Source organism: Streptomyces sp. 35G-GA-8 (assembly GCF_023534745.1).
Classification (GTDB): Bacteria; Actinomycetota; Actinomycetes; order Streptomycetales; family Streptomycetaceae; genus Streptomyces.
In genome coordinates this window covers 580,861-596,806 of record NZ_JAMHJQ010000003.1, presented here as the reverse complement: position 1 = coordinate 596,806, position 15,946 = coordinate 580,861, and the positions used below count along the sequence as shown (strand labels likewise).

The 15,946-nt window shown below is 69.7% G+C and carries 13 protein-coding genes and 1 tRNA gene; 7 read left to right on the top strand and 7 right to left on the bottom strand.

The features are described from left to right. The first annotated feature begins 58 nt into the window (after positions 1-58). The 4 genes from M1203_RS08880 to M1203_RS38680 are packed head-to-tail and all read left to right on the top strand — an operon-like array spanning position 59 to position 2,181. Positions 59-739 carry a hypothetical protein gene (locus M1203_RS08880; protein ID WP_249948987.1) on the top strand — a complete coding sequence of 227 codons (681 nt, stop codon included), beginning with the start codon at positions 59-61 and terminating at the stop codon, positions 737-739. Between the two features lie 2 nt (positions 740-741). After that, positions 742-1,353 (top strand): hypothetical protein, encoded by a 612-nt coding sequence (locus M1203_RS08875; protein ID WP_249948986.1) that lies wholly within the window; start codon positions 742-744, stop codon positions 1,351-1,353. Next, complete coding sequence (locus M1203_RS08870; protein ID WP_249948985.1) at positions 1,350-2,015, top strand: hypothetical protein; 666 nt, start codon at positions 1,350-1,352, stop codon at positions 2,013-2,015. Before M1203_RS08875 ends, M1203_RS08870 begins: the two co-directional genes overlap by 4 nt. 40 nt (positions 2,016-2,055) lie before the next feature. After that, positions 2,056-2,181 carry a hypothetical protein gene (locus tag M1203_RS38680; RefSeq protein ID WP_283958321.1) on the top strand — a complete coding sequence of 42 codons (126 nt, stop codon included), beginning with the start codon at positions 2,056-2,058 and terminating at the stop codon, positions 2,179-2,181. Positions 2,182-3,332: 1,151 nt separating this feature from the next. Here M1203_RS38680 and M1203_RS08865 read toward each other — a convergent pair. Beyond that, a tRNA-Pro gene (locus M1203_RS08865) sits at positions 3,333-3,406 on the bottom strand. A gap of 105 nt (positions 3,407-3,511) precedes the next feature. Between M1203_RS08865 and M1203_RS08860 the strand changes: the two genes are divergently transcribed. Next, on the top strand, positions 3,512-3,994 hold the full coding sequence (locus tag M1203_RS08860) for a DUF309 domain-containing protein (RefSeq protein ID WP_249948984.1): 483 nt from the start codon (positions 3,512-3,514) through the stop codon (positions 3,992-3,994). On the opposite strand, the gene M1203_RS08855 is transcribed toward M1203_RS08860, so the two are convergent. The 3 genes from M1203_RS08855 to M1203_RS08845 are packed head-to-tail and all read right to left on the bottom strand — an operon-like array spanning position 3,984 to position 6,870. Beyond that, positions 3,984-4,700, bottom strand: coding sequence for an LUD domain-containing protein (locus M1203_RS08855; protein ID WP_249948983.1), 717 nt, complete (start codon positions 4,698-4,700; stop codon positions 3,984-3,986). The genes M1203_RS08860 and M1203_RS08855 overlap by 11 nt on opposite strands. Next, positions 4,697-6,154, bottom strand: coding sequence for a LutB/LldF family L-lactate oxidation iron-sulfur protein (locus M1203_RS08850; protein ID WP_249948982.1), 1,458 nt, complete (start codon positions 6,152-6,154; stop codon positions 4,697-4,699). The genes M1203_RS08855 and M1203_RS08850 overlap by 4 nt, the downstream gene beginning before the upstream one ends. Then, complete coding sequence (locus M1203_RS08845; RefSeq protein WP_249948981.1) at positions 6,151-6,870, bottom strand: (Fe-S)-binding protein; 720 nt, start codon at positions 6,868-6,870, stop codon at positions 6,151-6,153. The genes M1203_RS08850 and M1203_RS08845 overlap by 4 nt, the downstream gene beginning before the upstream one ends. Before the next feature lie 158 nt (positions 6,871-7,028). On the opposite strand from M1203_RS08845, the gene cobF reads away from it, so the two are divergent. Further along, positions 7,029-7,910: a precorrin-6A synthase (deacetylating) gene (gene cobF, locus M1203_RS08840; RefSeq protein WP_249948980.1), complete on the top strand. Its 882-nt coding sequence runs from the start codon at positions 7,029-7,031 to the stop codon at positions 7,908-7,910. A 98-nt stretch (positions 7,911-8,008) separates the two neighbouring features. Here cobF and M1203_RS08835 read toward each other — a convergent pair whose 3' ends face one another. Further along, positions 8,009-11,296, bottom strand: coding sequence for a family 78 glycoside hydrolase catalytic domain (locus tag M1203_RS08835; protein ID WP_249948979.1), 3,288 nt, complete (start codon positions 11,294-11,296; stop codon positions 8,009-8,011). A 290-nt stretch (positions 11,297-11,586) separates the two neighbouring features. Here M1203_RS08835 and M1203_RS08830 point away from each other — a divergent pair, with 290 nt between their 5' ends. After that, positions 11,587-13,956: a discoidin domain-containing protein gene (locus tag M1203_RS08830; protein WP_249948978.1), complete on the top strand. Its 2,370-nt coding sequence runs from the start codon at positions 11,587-11,589 to the stop codon at positions 13,954-13,956. A gap of 69 nt (positions 13,957-14,025) precedes the next feature. On the opposite strand, the gene M1203_RS08825 is transcribed toward M1203_RS08830, so the two are convergent. Further along, positions 14,026-14,784, bottom strand: coding sequence for a cupin domain-containing protein (locus tag M1203_RS08825; protein WP_249948977.1), 759 nt, complete (start codon positions 14,782-14,784; stop codon positions 14,026-14,028). Further along, entirely contained in the window at positions 14,781-15,761 is a 981-nt protein-coding gene (locus M1203_RS08820; protein WP_249948976.1) for a PmoA family protein, read from the bottom strand. The genes M1203_RS08825 and M1203_RS08820 overlap by 4 nt, the downstream gene beginning before the upstream one ends. Positions 15,762-15,946: the final 185 nt, after the last annotated feature.

Sequence of the window (15,946 nt, the reverse complement as noted above, 5' to 3'; positions counted from 1 at the left end):
GTTGCCGAACCGGCAACGAACATCCGTAGCCGTCCACCATTGAGGATCCAGCACCGTGATGCGAACGCGCTCAGACCTCGTTACCGCGATCAATGCCATCGACTGGGACGACCCACGCCAGTGCGCGGACAACAGTCGTACCACCCTCCGGAGGCTGGCCGACAACCGGGAGCTGTTCACCGACCTGGTGCACACCATCGGCCGTGAGCCCTACCGTCTGGCCCGCTGCGAGACACACCCGATCATCAGCCGCCTGTGCCTCGCGGAGGGCCCCCACAGCCTCTGGCAACTACGGCTGCACGTCTTCCCCGACGGGGAACGGGACCTGACCCCTCACGACCACAAGTACCCGTTCGCCGTACATGTGGTCAGCGGCGGCTACGTCCACGTGTGGAACCGCCGTACCGGAAAGCGGCAGACCGGCGAATTCTCCTCGCACGACGTAAGCCCCGGCATCGTCACCGTCGAGCGGCCGACGACAGGATACCTGCTCGCCAACTCCCTGGTGCACCAGACCGCCCTTGGCCCGGAGACCATCACGCTCTTCCTCCGAGGCCCCGTACGCCACCAGCGGTGGCACGCCGCCAGCGACATGCAGGGCGCGATGAACGGCTTCGAAGCCCCGCCCCAGGACGGCGGCGCGTACCGCGGCTCCGCCCCGATGACCGTACCCGAGTACCAGAGCCTCGTCGGCGCGCTCGCCAAGCGCGCCATCATCAACCCTGGAAGGCCCTCATGACCATGACCGACCTGTCTCTCTTCGAGCCCGTGGCCGCCCTACTGGCCCAGACCGGGGCGCCTCACGACGTCCCGGACAGCCCCGGCATCCTGTGCGGGAACTGGCTGACACCCATGACGGCCCAGGCACTAGCGCTGCTCTCCGACACGGACCCGGCGCACGCCGGCGGGTCGTTCACCGGCAACGGCCACACCCACCTCCTGATCGCCCCGAGCACGGACACCCGGTCCGCCGTCTATCTGCGCCTGCACGCCTCCGGCGACGTCTCCCCCGAGGCGGCGGCGGACAAGACCGTCGTCCTTGGCCTTGCCGGGACGTCCGACCTGGAGGCGTTCCGGCACGAGGGTGACGTCGCCGACGACCACCCCTGGTACGTACGCGAGTTCGGCCCGGAGAGCATCTACGCCTGCCACGCCGACACCATCGTGGCGCTCCGGAGCAGCCACGACTCCTGTCAGCTCGTCATCACCCAAGACAGCCTCACCCCAACGGGACGCACGCTCAGCGCGGATGAGTATCTGAGGGCCGTCAAGTCCGCACACCGCCTGCTGACCAACGCCCTGAACACAGTCGTCCCCGCCCATCCCCTCACCGGCACGGGAGACCAGAAGTGACCGCCACAACGAGCTGGCTCGACACGCTGCCCGCTCTCGACGATACCGATGCGCGCGCCGCGCATGCGGCCTGCCGGTCGGTCCTCCTGCGGCTCGGCGACGACAGGGAACTCCTCACCCGGCTCGTCGACGAAATCGAACACGACCCGACACGGCTCCGCGAGAGCGAGATCCACCCGTTGATCAACCGCCTGGTCCTCTACCAGGACGACGACCGGAAGTTCCAGATCCGGCTGCACATGTCTCCGGGCTCTCGGGAACTCGTGCCCCATAACCACAAGTACACCTTCACCGTGCGGATCCTGGCCGGCGCGTACACGCATGTCTGGCGTCGGCGTACCGGGACTGACGAGGGCGAGTTCACCGGGCAGGACATCGAGCCCGGGATCACTACAGTCGAGCGGCCCGGATCGCTCTACACGCTCGGCCATCCGATGATCCATCAGACGATCATGGAACCCGGCACCGTAACGCTCTTCATGCGCGGCCCCCGGGCCAAGCAGAGGTCCCACGCCGCCCTTGACATGCTCCCGGCGGCCGATGAGTGGCCACCTCCGGCGGAGGCCGGGAAGCCGAAGCACGCCAACGGCCAACGACCGGTCACCATCGAGGAGTACCGCTCCATGAAGCTCCAGCTCGTCAATCAGGGCATCATCTGCTGATCGACGGCGCCATGGGGGGCTGAGCTCGGATGCGGCGGTTATGTGCCGCATCTCGCGGAACACCGAACCGGACGCGCTCGCGGCGCTCGGTGCGGCCACCCCGGCCCTCTGGCGGGAAATCGCCGAGGAGGACGGGACGCCGTGGAAACTGGGGATGGCGGATTAGGCGGCGACGCTCGTACAGGTCCCCAACAGGAGCCGGTAGGCGCTCTCGTTTCCGGGTGTGACACCCAGCCGGACCGCCGACACCCAGGTGTCGTCCCACTGCGCTGCATAGGCTCCGACCTGCGGATACTTCTCAGGTACTTCTGCCGTATCTGGGTGTGAACGGGGTGTGATCTTGAAGGAGCGAGAAGAGATCGGAAGGTGTGTCATCGGTGGGCGAGAAGTCGCGCCGCCAGGCAACAGGCCCACCGATACCCCTATGACCTGGCCCTTTGCGGGGCTAGAGTGCAGGTCAGGACGCGATGGATCGGCAGGCTCTACCCTGCCTCCCCAATTGCGGACTATGGGGTCGTGGGTTCAAACGATGCCAACTCACCAGGGCACATGGGCATGGGAAACGACGTCGAACCGTGAGAACTACGGAGAAGCGCTCCACCCCACCCCGGACACTCGCCACACAACAGGCACCGTCCCCACCAGGCCCAACCAACTACCGCCGGACGCCCAGCAACGGCAACGGACATCAGCACCCACAGACGCTGCCCACCCGGACCCTCGGTGGCGTCATCAACGAGTACTGATACGCCGCGTTAGCTGCAGCGACGACTTCTCGAGCGGCACAGGCCTGGCCATAGACGTGACGCCGCTGAGGACGGGGACAAAATGCGCGTCCGGGATGGCCGCGAGGAGCGCCCTACTGCCACCAACGGCGGCCTCCCACTGGCCAAGTTAACCCATACGACGCCCCACTCTCCCACCAGCACCGCCCGCCACCTGCCCCTATGCCACTCGGCGCGTTCAAGATCTGGAGGCAGTGTGCATCGAGACGGGGAGCACTCGTGGTCAAGGGGTCGCCGGAAACAGTCAAGGGGTCGGGCGGGAGCACGACCCCCTGACGAAAGCCCGGACAAGGGGTCGAAAAGCCGAGCACTTGACCAGCAAAGCAGCGCCGAACGGCGGAGATCCTCACCGGGAGCGACACCATCGGGCGACACACGTTCAACCGTAGATTGACGTCACTCCCAGCTTCCGGCGGGTTGGGAGCGAATGGGAGCGGCCAGTGCTCCCACTCGCTCCCGAAGCGCTCCCGTGAAACGTCTCAGGGGCCATCCGAAGATGGCCCCTGAGCTGCGAAAATATCCGACATCACTGTCGGGACGACAGGATTTGAACCTGCGACCCCTTGACCCCCAGTCAAGTGCGCTACCAAGCTGCGCCACGTCCCGATGTGCGGCCTCAATGGGGAGACTCCCCCCGGTCGGCCGCGCAAGAGAAGGTTACCCCACTCCGAGCGGCGCGAAGACGCGCCCTGTCCGCGCGACAATCGGCGTATGAAGGAGAACAGGCGGGATCGTGACGAGGAGGGGCGGGCGCGGAGTGCGCGGCCTCGCGATGGGTTGGGGCGGCCGTTGGCGTATGGGGTTCCGGGGGTGGAGCGGGGGCCCGAGGGGGTGGTCCGTACGCCCGGGGAGACGCTTCGGGAGGCGCAGCGGCTGCTGGACGCGGGGATGCCGTTCCATGCGCACGAGGTGTTCGAGGACGCGTGGAAGTCGGGGCCCGACGCGGAGCGGACGCTGTGGAAGGGGATGGCTCAGCTCGCCGTCGGGCTGACGCACGCCGCCCGGGGGAACGCGACCGGCGGGGCGCGGCTGTTGTCGCGTGGCGCGGGGGCGATCGCCGCGTATCCGAACCCGTACGGTATCGATGTGGCCGGACTGATCACCTGGGCCCGGGAGTTGGCGGGGCGGGTGGCGCGCGGGGAAGAGGTGGACGCGGCCCGCGAGGCTCCCCGGCTGGTGCCGCTCACTCACTGAGCAGGATGACTTCGAGCGTGCGCGGGCCGTGTACGCCCTCCACTCGGTCGAGTTCGATGTCGCTGGTCGCGGACGGTCCGGAAATCCAGGTCAGCGGGCGGGTGGGATCGAGCCTGGGCATGGCCTGCGGTACGGAACCGACCACCTGGTCAGCGGTGCGTACGACACAGATGTGATGGTCGGGCACGAGTGTGATGCGGCGCCGTCCCTGGTCGGGGGCGGCGTCGAGAACGAGTGTGCCGGTCTCCGCGATGGCCAGGGCGCAGCCGGTGATCACACTGTCGACGACATCGAGCTCCCGGGCCGTGGCGCCGGGATCGTCCTCGACCTTGATCAGATCGGGGCCCACGGAAGAGAGCGCGGAGAGCCAGAGCGCCGGGAGCAGCGGGGGGACGAGGACGGTACGGGCGCCCCGTTCCGCCAGGAGGCGCGCGATGAGCGCGGGGAGCCCGTCGCTGTCCGTCCGGTGGACGAGCGCGCGGTAGTCGGCGAGGTTCTCGGCGAGCAGGTCGATGACGCGTGCGGCGGGGGTGTGCGTGTCCAGGTAGTCGCGCGCGGCTTCCGGGGCCTCGGGGGCGTCCGCGACGGCGGCGCGGATCCGGGCGAGGATCCGCTCCCGGGATCCGGGGCCGGAGCCGGAGCCAGGGCCGGAGCCAGGGCCGGGGCCGGGGCCGGGTCGCGAGGTCGCGGCTGCGCCGGTGCTCATGTCCCTGTGTCCTTACGGTCGTTAGGGCTGATGTGGTCGTCGTGGTGCTTCTTCCACCAGTCGCGGAACGACTCCGCCGGCAGCGCGGGCAGATCGCGCGAGTCGGTCCACGCCCCCGTCCCGGGAAGCTTCGAGGGATGCAGCCGGCGCGTCTTCGACGCGGCCCGCTCCCCCGCCGCCATCACGCGCGGATGGTCGAAGACCCAGCCCGCCGCCTTCATCGCGGCCTTCTCCAGCCGGTGCCCCTTGCCGCCCTGGTCCGCGACCCGCTCGCGGAGATGCACCAGTACCTCGGGGATGTCGATGGCGACGGGACACACGTCGTAGCAGGCGCCGCAGAGCGAGGAGGCATACGGCAGCGACGCGTCGATCTCGCTCTGGGTTCCCCGCAGTTGGGGGCTGAGGATCGCCCCGATCGGGCCCGGGTACACCGAGCCGTACGCGTGCCCGCCGGCCCGCTCGTACACCGGGCAGACATTGAGACAGGCCGAGCAGCGGATACAGCGCAGCGCCTGCCGGCCGACCTCGTCGGCCAGGGTGTCCGTACGGCCGTTGTCCAGCAGCACCAGATGGAAGGTGCTCGGTCCGTCCGCGTCATGGGTGCCGGTCCACATGCTGGTGTACGGATTCATCCGTTCCGCCGTCGAGGAGCGCGGCAGCGTCTGAAGGAAGACCTCCAGATCCCGCCAGCTCGGCACCACCTTCTCGATGCCCACCACGGAGATCAGTGTCTCGGGAAGCGTCAGACACATCCGTCCGTTGCCCTCCGATTCGAAGACCACGAGCGTGCCGGTCTCGGCGACCATGAAGTTCGCCCCCGAGATACCGACCTTGGCGCGCAGGAACTTCTCCCGCAGATGCAGCCGCGCGGCCTCGGCGAGTTCGCCGGGGGTGTCGGAGAGTCCGTCGGGCGCCGGGCGGCCCCAGGCGCCCATCCGGTCCCGGAAGATGTCCCGGATCTCACCGCGGTTGCGGTGGATCGCCGGCACGAGGATGTGGGAGGGCCGGTCCTGGCCGAGCTGGACGATCAGCTCGGCCAGGTCGGTCTCGTACGCGGAGATGCCCTCGGCCTCCAGCGCCTCGTTGAGTCCGATCTCCTGGGTGGCCATGGACTTGACCTTGACGACCTCGGTCTCGCCGGTGGCCTTCACCAGCTCCGCGACGATGCGGTTCGCCTCCTCGGCGTCGGCCGCCCAGTGCACCACCCCGCCCGCCGCCGTGACCGACTCCTCAAGCCGCACCAGATAGCGGTCCAGATGGCGCAGCGTATGGTCCTTGATCCGCTTGCCCGCTTCCCGCAGCAGCGCCCAGTCGTCCAGCTCCGCCACGGCCTTGGCGCGCTTGTCGCGGATGGTGTGGGTGGCGTGCCGCAGATTGCCGCGCAGCGTCTCGTTGCCGACCGCCTCCTTCGCCGCCACCGGAAACGCCGGCATCCCCAGATACGTACCGCTCATGACCAGGGCTCCTCTTCCGTCGACGCCAGGATCTCCGCGAGATGTACGGGACGCAGCGGGGCACCCTCCCGGCTCACGATCCCGCCGATGTGCATCAGACAGGAATTGTCCGCGCCACAGAGCACCTCGGCCCCGGTGGAGACCGCGTTGCTCACCTTGTCCTGCCCCATCGCGGCCGAAACATCGGAGTTCTTCACCGCGAAGGTGCCGCCGAAGCCGCAGCACTCGTCCGCGCCGGGCAGCTCCCGCAACTCCAGTCCCCGAACCGACTCCAGCAGCTTGCGTGGCCGCTCCCCCAGCCCCAGCAGCCGCAGACCGTGACAGGAGGGGTGGTAGGTGACGGTGTGCGGGAAGTGCGCCCCCACATCCGTCACGCCCACCACGTCGACCAGGAACTCGGTCAGCTCGTACGTCCGCGCGGCAAGCGAGGCCGCCGCCTCGTCGCCGATCCTGGGGTAGTGGTGGCGGACCATGGCGGCGCAGGACCCGGACGGGGTCACCACATAGTCGTACCCCTCGAAGGCCCGGGTCATCCGCCGGACCAGCGGCTCGGTCTCCCGCCGGTAGCCCGTATTGAACTGGGGCTGGCCGCAGCAGGTCTGCGCGTCGGGAAAGTCGACATCGACACCCAGACGTTCCAGGAGCCGTACGGTCGCGATGCCGGTGGCCGGATAGACGGCGTCGTTGACACAGGTGACGAAGAGGGCGGCGCGCATGGGCGGAGCATATGTCGGCCGCGAGGGTGCGCGGAAGACCTTCGAGGTGAGTGACGGTTCATCAGACATCCGATGGATATGACCTTCCTCCGGGCGGCATCCGGGCGGTATCGGGGCGGCATCCGGGCGGCCGAGGAACATGCGGCAGACTCGGCGGTGTGCGAAAGATCTATGTCATCGGTATCGGCGCGGGCGACCCCGACCAGCTGACCGTCCAGGCGGTCAAGACTCTCCGGCGCGTGGACGTCTTCTTCCTGCTCGACAAGGGCGCCGAGAAGTCGGATCTGATCGCGCTCCGGCACGAGATCCTGCGCCGCCATGCCGGGGAGGCCTCGGGCGACCGGGGCTATCGGCTGGTCGAGATCCGCGACCCGGTGCGGGAGGGGACGACCGACAGCGCCGGTTATCCCGGGACCGTCGACGACTGGCGGAGCCGACGCGCCGCCCTCTGCGAACGCGCGATCATCGATGAGCTGAGCGGCGGCGAGGCCCCTGACGGGAGCGAGAGCCCCGACGAGAGCGAGGTCTTCGACCGGGACGGGACCGGGGACCGCGCCAGGACCGGGGACCGCGCCAGGACCGAGGGCCGCGGCGGGACCGGGGCGTTCCTCGTCTGGGGCGACCCCTCCCTCTACGACTCGACGCTCGCCGTCCTGGAGGAGATCCTGGCGCGCGGCTCGGTCCGGTTCGAGTACGAGGTGATCCCCGGCATCAGCAGCGTCTCCGCGCTGGCCGCCAGGCACCGCGTCGGACTGACCCGGGTGGGCAGGCCCGTACAGATCACCACCGGCCGCCGGCTCGCCGAGGGCTGGCCGGACGGCGCGGACGATGTCGTGGTGATGCTGGACGCGCACCAGTCCTTCCGCCACCATCTGGCAGCCGATCCCGTCATCCACTGGGGCGCCTATGTGGGGACCGAGGACGAGATCCTGGTCTCCGGCCGGCTCTCCGAAGTGGCCGACCGGATCAGGGAGTTGCGGTCCGAGGCGCGCGCCCGCAAGGGATGGATCATGGACACGTATCTGCTGCGCCGGGACTGAGGCCCGCCGGGGACGCTCCGAAACGTTCAAGGACACGTCCCCCTCGGCTTCCCGTCGGCTCCCTCGCGGCGCGTTACGGGCCCCACTGGGCTGCGCCGTCAGCCGCGCCCCACGAAGTCCCAGGTCCCCTGTCCCGCCCGATAGACCACGAAGCCCGGCTCCGTACGCACATACTCCGTTCCGCCCGGCGCCTTCACCAGCTCCGGGCGCTCGGCCGGTACATGGATCTCCGCCGTCGCGCCGACCGGCACCCGCACCGAGAGCCGCAGATCGGGACCTATCGCGGACCAGGCCACCGAGGCCGTGCCCCGTACGGTACGGATCGAGGTGCGTGCCCAGGTGACTCCGGTCCGGCCGTCGGGCCGTACGGTGAAGGTGCGGTAGCCCCCGTCCCCGGGGCGCAGGCCGGCCACGTTCTCGTACAGCCACTGGACGACCGTTCCCTGGAAGTAGTGGTCGCGCGAGCGCGAGTCCACGGGCCACATCTCCCACATGGTGTCGGCGCCGTTGTCGAACCAGTAGCCCCAGCTCGGGTACGTACGCTGGGTGGCGATGGCGTGCGCGACCTCGGGGCGGCCGTGGGCGCACAGGACGCGCAGCAGCACGCTCGTGCCCAGTGCGCCGGTGTTGAGGTGGTCGCCGCGGGCCTTGATGTCGGCGACGAGACTGTCGAGCACCGACGCGCGGGCGCCGCTCGGTACCAGACCGAAGGCGAGCGGCAGGGCGTTGGAGGTCTGCCGGTAGCCGGGGTCCTTCGCGGTCCGGTAATGGCCGGACGCGGGGTCGAGGAATGTGGCGTTGAAGGCGTCCTTCAGCCCGGTGGCCGCCGTACGGTAGCGGTCCCCGGCCTCGCCGTGGCCCAGCAGTTCGGCCAGCTCGGCCGTCTGGGTCAGCGCGCGGTGCAGATACGCCGTCGCCGTGAGGCGGGTGTCCTCGGGCGGGTTGCCGCCGTATCCCGGTGGCAGATAGTCACCGAGCGCGGTGATGGCGAGACCGTCCACCAGCCGGTCCAACTCCCAGTCCAGATAACGGGTCAGGGTGGTCCAGTGCGCGCGTGCCACCCGGTCGTCGCCGTAGATCCGGTACATCTCCCTTATCAGGAACGGGTATACGGTCGTCCACTCCGGGGAGGGCCCGAGGTCGCCGTAGCCCCAGCCGCCGCTGGGCACGATCACCGGCAGCTGTCCTTCGGCGTTCTGACTGTCCGCCAGGTCGTCCAGCCATTTGGCCAGGAAGCGGTGGACTCCGAAGGCGTACGCCATGATGGGCGCCCCGAGCTGCGCGTCCCCGGTCCAGCCGTTCTTCTCGTACATGGGGGTGTCGGTCGGTATGCCGTGCAGATTGTTGAGCAGGGTGCGGCGCATCGCCCGGTCGAGCTGCTCGTAGAAGGGCTCCGAGCAGTCGAAGGAGCTGACCTCGGTCACCTTCGTATGGACGACCCGGCCGAGCACATCGGCGGGGCGTGGGCGGCTCGGCAATCCGCTGATCTGGACATAGCGGAAGCCCTTGTACGAGAAGGAGGGCTCCCAGACCTCGGTTCCGCCGCCCGCGCAGATGTACTCGTCGCGCTGGAAGCGTCCCGGCACATGACCGGTCTCGGCGTGCACACTGCCGTCCGCCTTGAGCTTCTCGCCGTGGACGAGCTGGACGAGGGTGCCCGCCGGGGCCCGTACGCTCAGCCGGGTCCAGCCCGCCGTCGTGCGGCCCATGTCGACGACATACACCCCGGGGCGCAACTCCGTGATCGCGGTGGGGGTCAGGGTCTCGATGATCTCGATGGGGTCGTGCGGCTGGGCGCGCAGGGTGCCCTTGGGCGCGATCTGGGGGTTCGGGGAGCGCCAGGAGCTGTCGTCGAAGCCGGGCATCGTCCAGCCCTCGGGGGCCAGCCGGGCATCGTAGGTCTCGCCCGCGTAGAGGGAGTTGGTGAGCGTGGGGCCCTCGGTGATCCGCCAGTCGGTGTCGGAGACGACGGTGGTGCGGGAGCCGTCGGGGTGCTCGGCCTCCAGCCGGCACAGGAGCCGGGGTTCGCCGTGCCAGGGTGGCTGGTGCCAGTTCCAGACATTGGGGGTGGTCATGCCGTAGAAGCCACGGCCCAGGGTCACACCGATCGCGTTGTCACCGCGCCGCAGCAGCGAGGTCACATCGTGGACGGCGTACATCACGGTCTCGTCGTAGTCGGTGAAGGCCGGGTCGAGCACCTGGCTGCCGACTCGCTTCCCGTTCAACTCGGCTGTGTAGTAGGCGAGTCCGCTGATGTAGAGCCGGGCGCGGCTGACCGGCCTCGCTAGGGTGAACTCGCGGCGCAGCAGGGGCGCGGGCGCCTCGGGCGCCGGGATCGAGACTCCGCTTCCCCATGGGCCCTGGCCGTAGGGGGCGAGTACGGCCGCCGGGGCCCAGCCGCTGTCGTCGAAGTCCGGCTGCTCCCAGCCCTGTCGCTCGGTGTCCGCGGCGCGCCAGCCGGGGCCGGTGACCAGCTCGTGCCTGGCGCCCTGGGCTGTTTCGACGAGCAGCCGTACGAGCAGTCCCGCCGGGTTGACGGAGACCGCGCCGCGGTTGGCCGCGAGGGCGGCGAGGACGAGCCGGCCGTCGGCGGCGGACCGTACGGCCTCGGTGACCTCGGCCGTGCGTCCGGTGCGCCAGCCGTCGACCTGTTCGGGTGCGTGGAGCGTCTGCCTGCCGTTGAGATGGAGCGTGAAGTCGTCGTCCGCCGTGGCGAGGAGGGTGGCCCGTGCGATGTCCTCGCCCCTCGCGCCGGGCGGGAGTTCGAGTCCGCCGCGGAACCATCGGGGGCCGACGGGGGCGTTGCCGGTGGTCGCCCCCTCGGTCCAGATCCAGGACGCGCCGTCGAAGCCGGGCGGCTGTGGCGCCTGGTCGGCGCCTATCCAGCGCGCCTGCCACGGCTCGGCGCCGAGCGCGGTCTCCCACCAGCCCGCCGTGCTCCACGGTGAGACGCGTCCATCGGCGTCCCAGACGCGGACCTGCCAGTGGCAGCGGGTACGGGGTGGCAGTTGCGGGCCCGTGTAGGGCACGGCGACGCTCCGGTCGGAGGCCACGCGGCCGGTGTCCCAGAGGAGTCCTCGGCCGGAGGTGAGCGCGCGCGGATCGGTCGCGGCCCGGATCTGATAGGCGCTCTGACGGGCGTCCCTGGCGCCCTCTTCACCGCTCAGCTCCCAGGAGAGCAGCGGGGCCTCGGCGTCGGTGCCGAGGAGCCGCTCGGTGTACTCGACCGTGGCGGTGGTGACATGGAGCCGGCCCTGCCGCCCGCCCGTTCCCGGCGAGCCGCCGGTCGGCGCGCCCGCGGCGGGGGAGGCGGCGGCGAGCCCCGCGATCCCCACCCCGGCGCCCGCCACGGAGGTGTGCAGAAGACCTCGGCGTGTCCAGCCCATGCCCATCGCGGCTCCCTTGGATTGAAACGTTTCATGCCCCTGTCGGGCATCGTAGGGCCGACCGCGTCCGCGCTACAAGAGGTGTGCGCGGGACCCCTGATGCGGGCGGGCCGGAAGTCGGCCCCGCACCCACGCGCCCGCGCCCCAACTCCCGCTTCGGGCCCCTCGGACCCCCACCGGGTCGTGGATTTTTGCATCCACCTCCAAAATTTGCGCGGATTCATAGACTTCTTGTAAGGCAACTTCTAACCTTTTCGCGTCCGCAGAGTCCCCACGAGCCGCAAGGACGTATGTCTGTGACACTCCCCACCGGACCCCCACGAGCCCGCCTGCTCCGGCGCGGCATCGCCGCATCTGTATCCCTCGCACTCGCCGTGGCCGGGACGGCCGCGGCGGTGGTGCTCTCCACCGCCCCCGCCGCGCAGGCGGCGGCGGTACCCGCCCCCTCCCCCATCAATGTCCCCGGCCGCGGCGCCACGGTGCCGTTCAAGGAGCAGGAAGCCGAGTACGCCGCCACCAACGGCTCCCTGATCGGCCCCAACCGCCTCTACGGCACGCTGCCTTCGGAAGCCTCGGGCCGACAGGCCGTGACGCTCGACGCGGTCGGTGAGTATGTGGAGTTCACCCTCACCGCACCGGCGAACGCGATGTCGTTCCGCTACTCGCTGCCGGACAACGCGGCGGGTACCGGCCGGGACGCGACCATCGATCTACGGGTCAACGGCACCTCCCTCAAGAGCGTGCCCGTGACCTCCAAATACGGTTGGTACTACGGCGGTTACCCGTTCAACAACAACCCGGGTGACACCAACCCGCACCACTTCTACGACGAGACCCGCACCATGTTCGGGTCGACGCTGCCGACCGGCACGAAGGTCCGGCTCCAGGTCTCCTCGACCGCCGCGTCGCCCACGTTCACCATCGACCTCGCCGACTTCGAGCAGGTGGCCGCCCCGATCGGGAAGCCCTCGGGCGCGCTCGACGTGGTGAGCGACTTCGGCGCGGACCCGAGCGGCGCCGCCGACTCGACGGCCAAGATCCAGGCGGCGGTCGACGCGGGACGTACGCAGGGCAGGGAGGTCTATATCCCGCAGGGCACCTTCCAGGTGCGCGACCACATCATCGTCGACAAGGTGACCCTGCGTGGCGCGGGTCCCTGGTACAGCGTGCTGACCGGACGTGATCCGTCCGACCGCAGCAAGGCCGTCGGTGTCTACGGCAAATACGCCAACGCGGGCGGCAGCAGCAATGTCACCCTCAAGGACTTCGCCATCATGGGCGACATCCGTGAGCGTGTGGACAACGACCAGGTCAACGCCATCGGCGGCGCCATGTCCAACTCGGTCGTCGACAACGTCTGGATGCAGCACACCAAGTGCGGCGCCTGGATGGACGGCCCGATGGACAACTTCACCATCAAGAACAGCCGCATCCTCGACCAGACCGCGGACGGCGTCAACTTCCACATAGGTGTCACCAACTCGACGGTCACCAACACCTTTGTGCGCAACACCGGTGACGACGGGCTGGCCATGTGGGCCGAGAATATTCCGAACGTGAAGAACAAGTTCACGTTCAACACCGTGATCCTGCCGATCCTGGCGAACAACATCGTCACGTACGGCGGCAGGGACATCACCATCTCCGACAACGTCATGTCGGACACCATCACCAACGGCGGCGGACTGCATATCGCCAACCGCTACCCGGGCGTCAACTCCGGTCAGGGCACGGCGGTCTCCGGCACCACCACCGCCGCGCGCAACACCCTGATCCGGGCCGGAAACAATGACTACAACTGGCGCTTCGGCGTCGGGGCGATCTGGTTCAGCGGTCTCAACGAGCCGATCAACGCCACCATCAACATCACCGACAGCGAGGTCCTGGACAGCTCCTACGCCGCGATCCATCTGATCGAGGGCGCGACGAACGGGCTGCACTTCAACAACATCCGGATCGACGGCGCCGGAACGTACGCGCTCCAGATCCAGGCTCCGGGCACGGCCTCCTTCACCAATGTGACCGCCACCCATATCGCGCAGTCCAACCCGATCCACAACTGTGTGGGCAGCGGCTTCCAGATCACCCAGGGCGCCGGGAACTCGGGCTGGTACGCCAATCCGCCCGCGTGCACCGGCACCTGGCCCGACCCGGTGTGGACCAACGGCGGTGTGCCCGGCGGTCCCACCGACCCGCCGACGGATCCGCCCACCGACCCGCCCACGGACCCCCCGACGGACCCGGGCAATCTCGCTCTGGGCCGTCCGGTCACGGAGTCCGGCCATGCCGATGTGTACGGCGCGGGCAACGCGGTCGACGGCAACGCCTCCACGTACTGGGAGAGCACCAACAACGCGTTCCCGGGGACCATCACCGTGGACCTCGGCGCGTCGAAGGCGGTCAAGCGGGTGGTGCTGAAGCTGCCTCCGGCGTCGGCGTGGACGACCCGTACCCAGACGCTCAGTGTGTCGGGGAGCACCAACAACTCCTCGTACAGCACGCTCAAGGCGTCGGCGGGCTACACCCTCAACCCGGCGAGCGGTAACACCGCGACGGTCACCCTGGACGGGACCCCGGTCCGCTATCTGCGGCTGACGGTCACGGGCAACACCGGCTGGCCGGCCGCCCAGCTCTCCGAACTGGAGGCCTACACCAGCTGAGCCAGGAACAGCACACGCGGAACGCCCGGCCGGGAGATCCCTGCCGGGCGTTCTCGCACGCGGCTCCCGTCAGGAGGCTCCCGCCCGGCCGTCACCGCCCGGGCCGTCGATGTCGTACGTGTTCAGCCGCCCGCACATGCCGAACCTGCCGTGGTACGCCGGGACTCGGGCGTGCAGCCTCGCCTCGGCCAGATGCGCGGCGTCACCGGCGGCCAGCCGGTCGAGCTGGGCCCCGGTCTGCCGGGCCGCCTCGGCCGCGCCTGCCTCCCAGCGCGCCCGCCACTCGGCCACCCGGGGCCGCACGAGCGCGGCGGCCGACCGCTGGAAGTCGAGCAGGGGACGCTGGTCGCCCGCCTCCCACGCGCTGCGCAGCGCCATGAATCCCTCGATCGCCAGATCACGCCGGCGGCGCGCGGCGGCGGCCTGCTCGGGCTCCGGCGCGTCCGGGATGCGTACGGCCCGCGCGTAGGTGTCCGGGTCGGTGAGATAGGGGGGTGGCAGGGTCAGTACGGCGTCCCCGGCCTCGGGCAGACCGTTGTTCTGCATCAGGACGACGATCCGCAGCCCGTCCTCGTTGACGAGCCGGTGGATGGTGCCGGGCGTGAACCACACCAGCGCCCCCGGCGCCAGCGGTGTGGTGTCGAGACCCGTGGGACTGAGCGTCTGCACGGAGCCCCGGCCCTCGGTCACCACATACGCCTCGGAGCAGGTGAGATGCAGATGCGGGGTGCCACCGCTCGCCCCGTCGGCGGACTCCCAGTCGTACACGCTCAGATGCGAGACCGCGACCGCCCCCGGGAGTCCGGCGAACCCCGCCGCCCGGCTCACCACGACTGCCGCTCAAGGTACGTGGCGATGTCCTCGCGCTCCCAGCCGCCGTCGGCCACGATCACCCGCCAGCGCCGGGTCAGTGTGTCGCCCGGCGGGAGGACCAGTTCCTCGTAGAAGGCCCAGGAGGGGGCGACCGCCGCGAACGGATCGCTGCGTACGAACCAGTGCGCGGGGTGCTGTCCGCCCGCCCCGGTGTGATCGTTCTCCGGCGCGTGCGCGAAGACGAGTGTGGCCTGTCCGTCGATGCCGTCGAACTCACCGCTGTAGGCGACCCATGGGGCCTGGGTACCCATCAGTTCCTCCCCCTCCCGCTCGGGTCCGATCAGCCGCCCGCCCCGGAAGGCACGTGGTCCGCGCCAGAAGAGACCGGTGTAGCCGGCCATCTCGCGCCCCGCGGTGGTGGGACTGCCGAGGCGCAGTGGCTCGTCCCGCCGGTTGGTGAGGGCGCAGGACCAGGTCAGCGTCCACGCGCCGGCCTCGGTGTCGACGTCATGGACCTCGATACGGCGGGACTCGTCGGCCCACGCGTCGCCGTCGTGGTTGCGCCACACCAGCCGCTCGGCGATGACGGCGCGCCCCGAGTCGGCCGTCACCTCGTCGAAGCCCTCGTGGCTCATCGAGCCGACGCGCTCCGGCAGCGGGCGGTAACCCTCGCCGTGCACATACGTGTTGCCGCCCCACAGGTTCTGTCCCGACAGATGGGAGGCGGTGAGCTGGAGGCCCTTGTGCCAGCGGTGGTCATGGGGGCGGTAGTCGGTGACCACACCGCCGGACAGCGACCGCAGCGGATGCATATACGGCTTGGGGGCCTCCCATGCCGCCTCGGGCCGGTAGACATACCGGATCAGGGTGACTTCGCCGAAGCGCAGATCGATGCGGTCACCGTGGGTGTGGGCCAGCCGAAGTCCCGGCGCGGCGATGTCCGCCACCGAGACAGGCGCGTCCAGGGTGTCCGGCGTTCCTGAGCTGGTCATACGGGGATCTCCGTGGTGGGGACGGGGTGCGAGGGTGCCCGGCCGGGGGCTCCGGACAGCAAGCGCGGATGGCAAGCACCGATATGGCAAGCACCGATGGCGACCAGCCGATAGCAAGCGCTTTCCAACAGAAACGTAGGATGGGCCCCCAGTGATGTCAACGGGTGGGATCGGGCCGGGCGGGT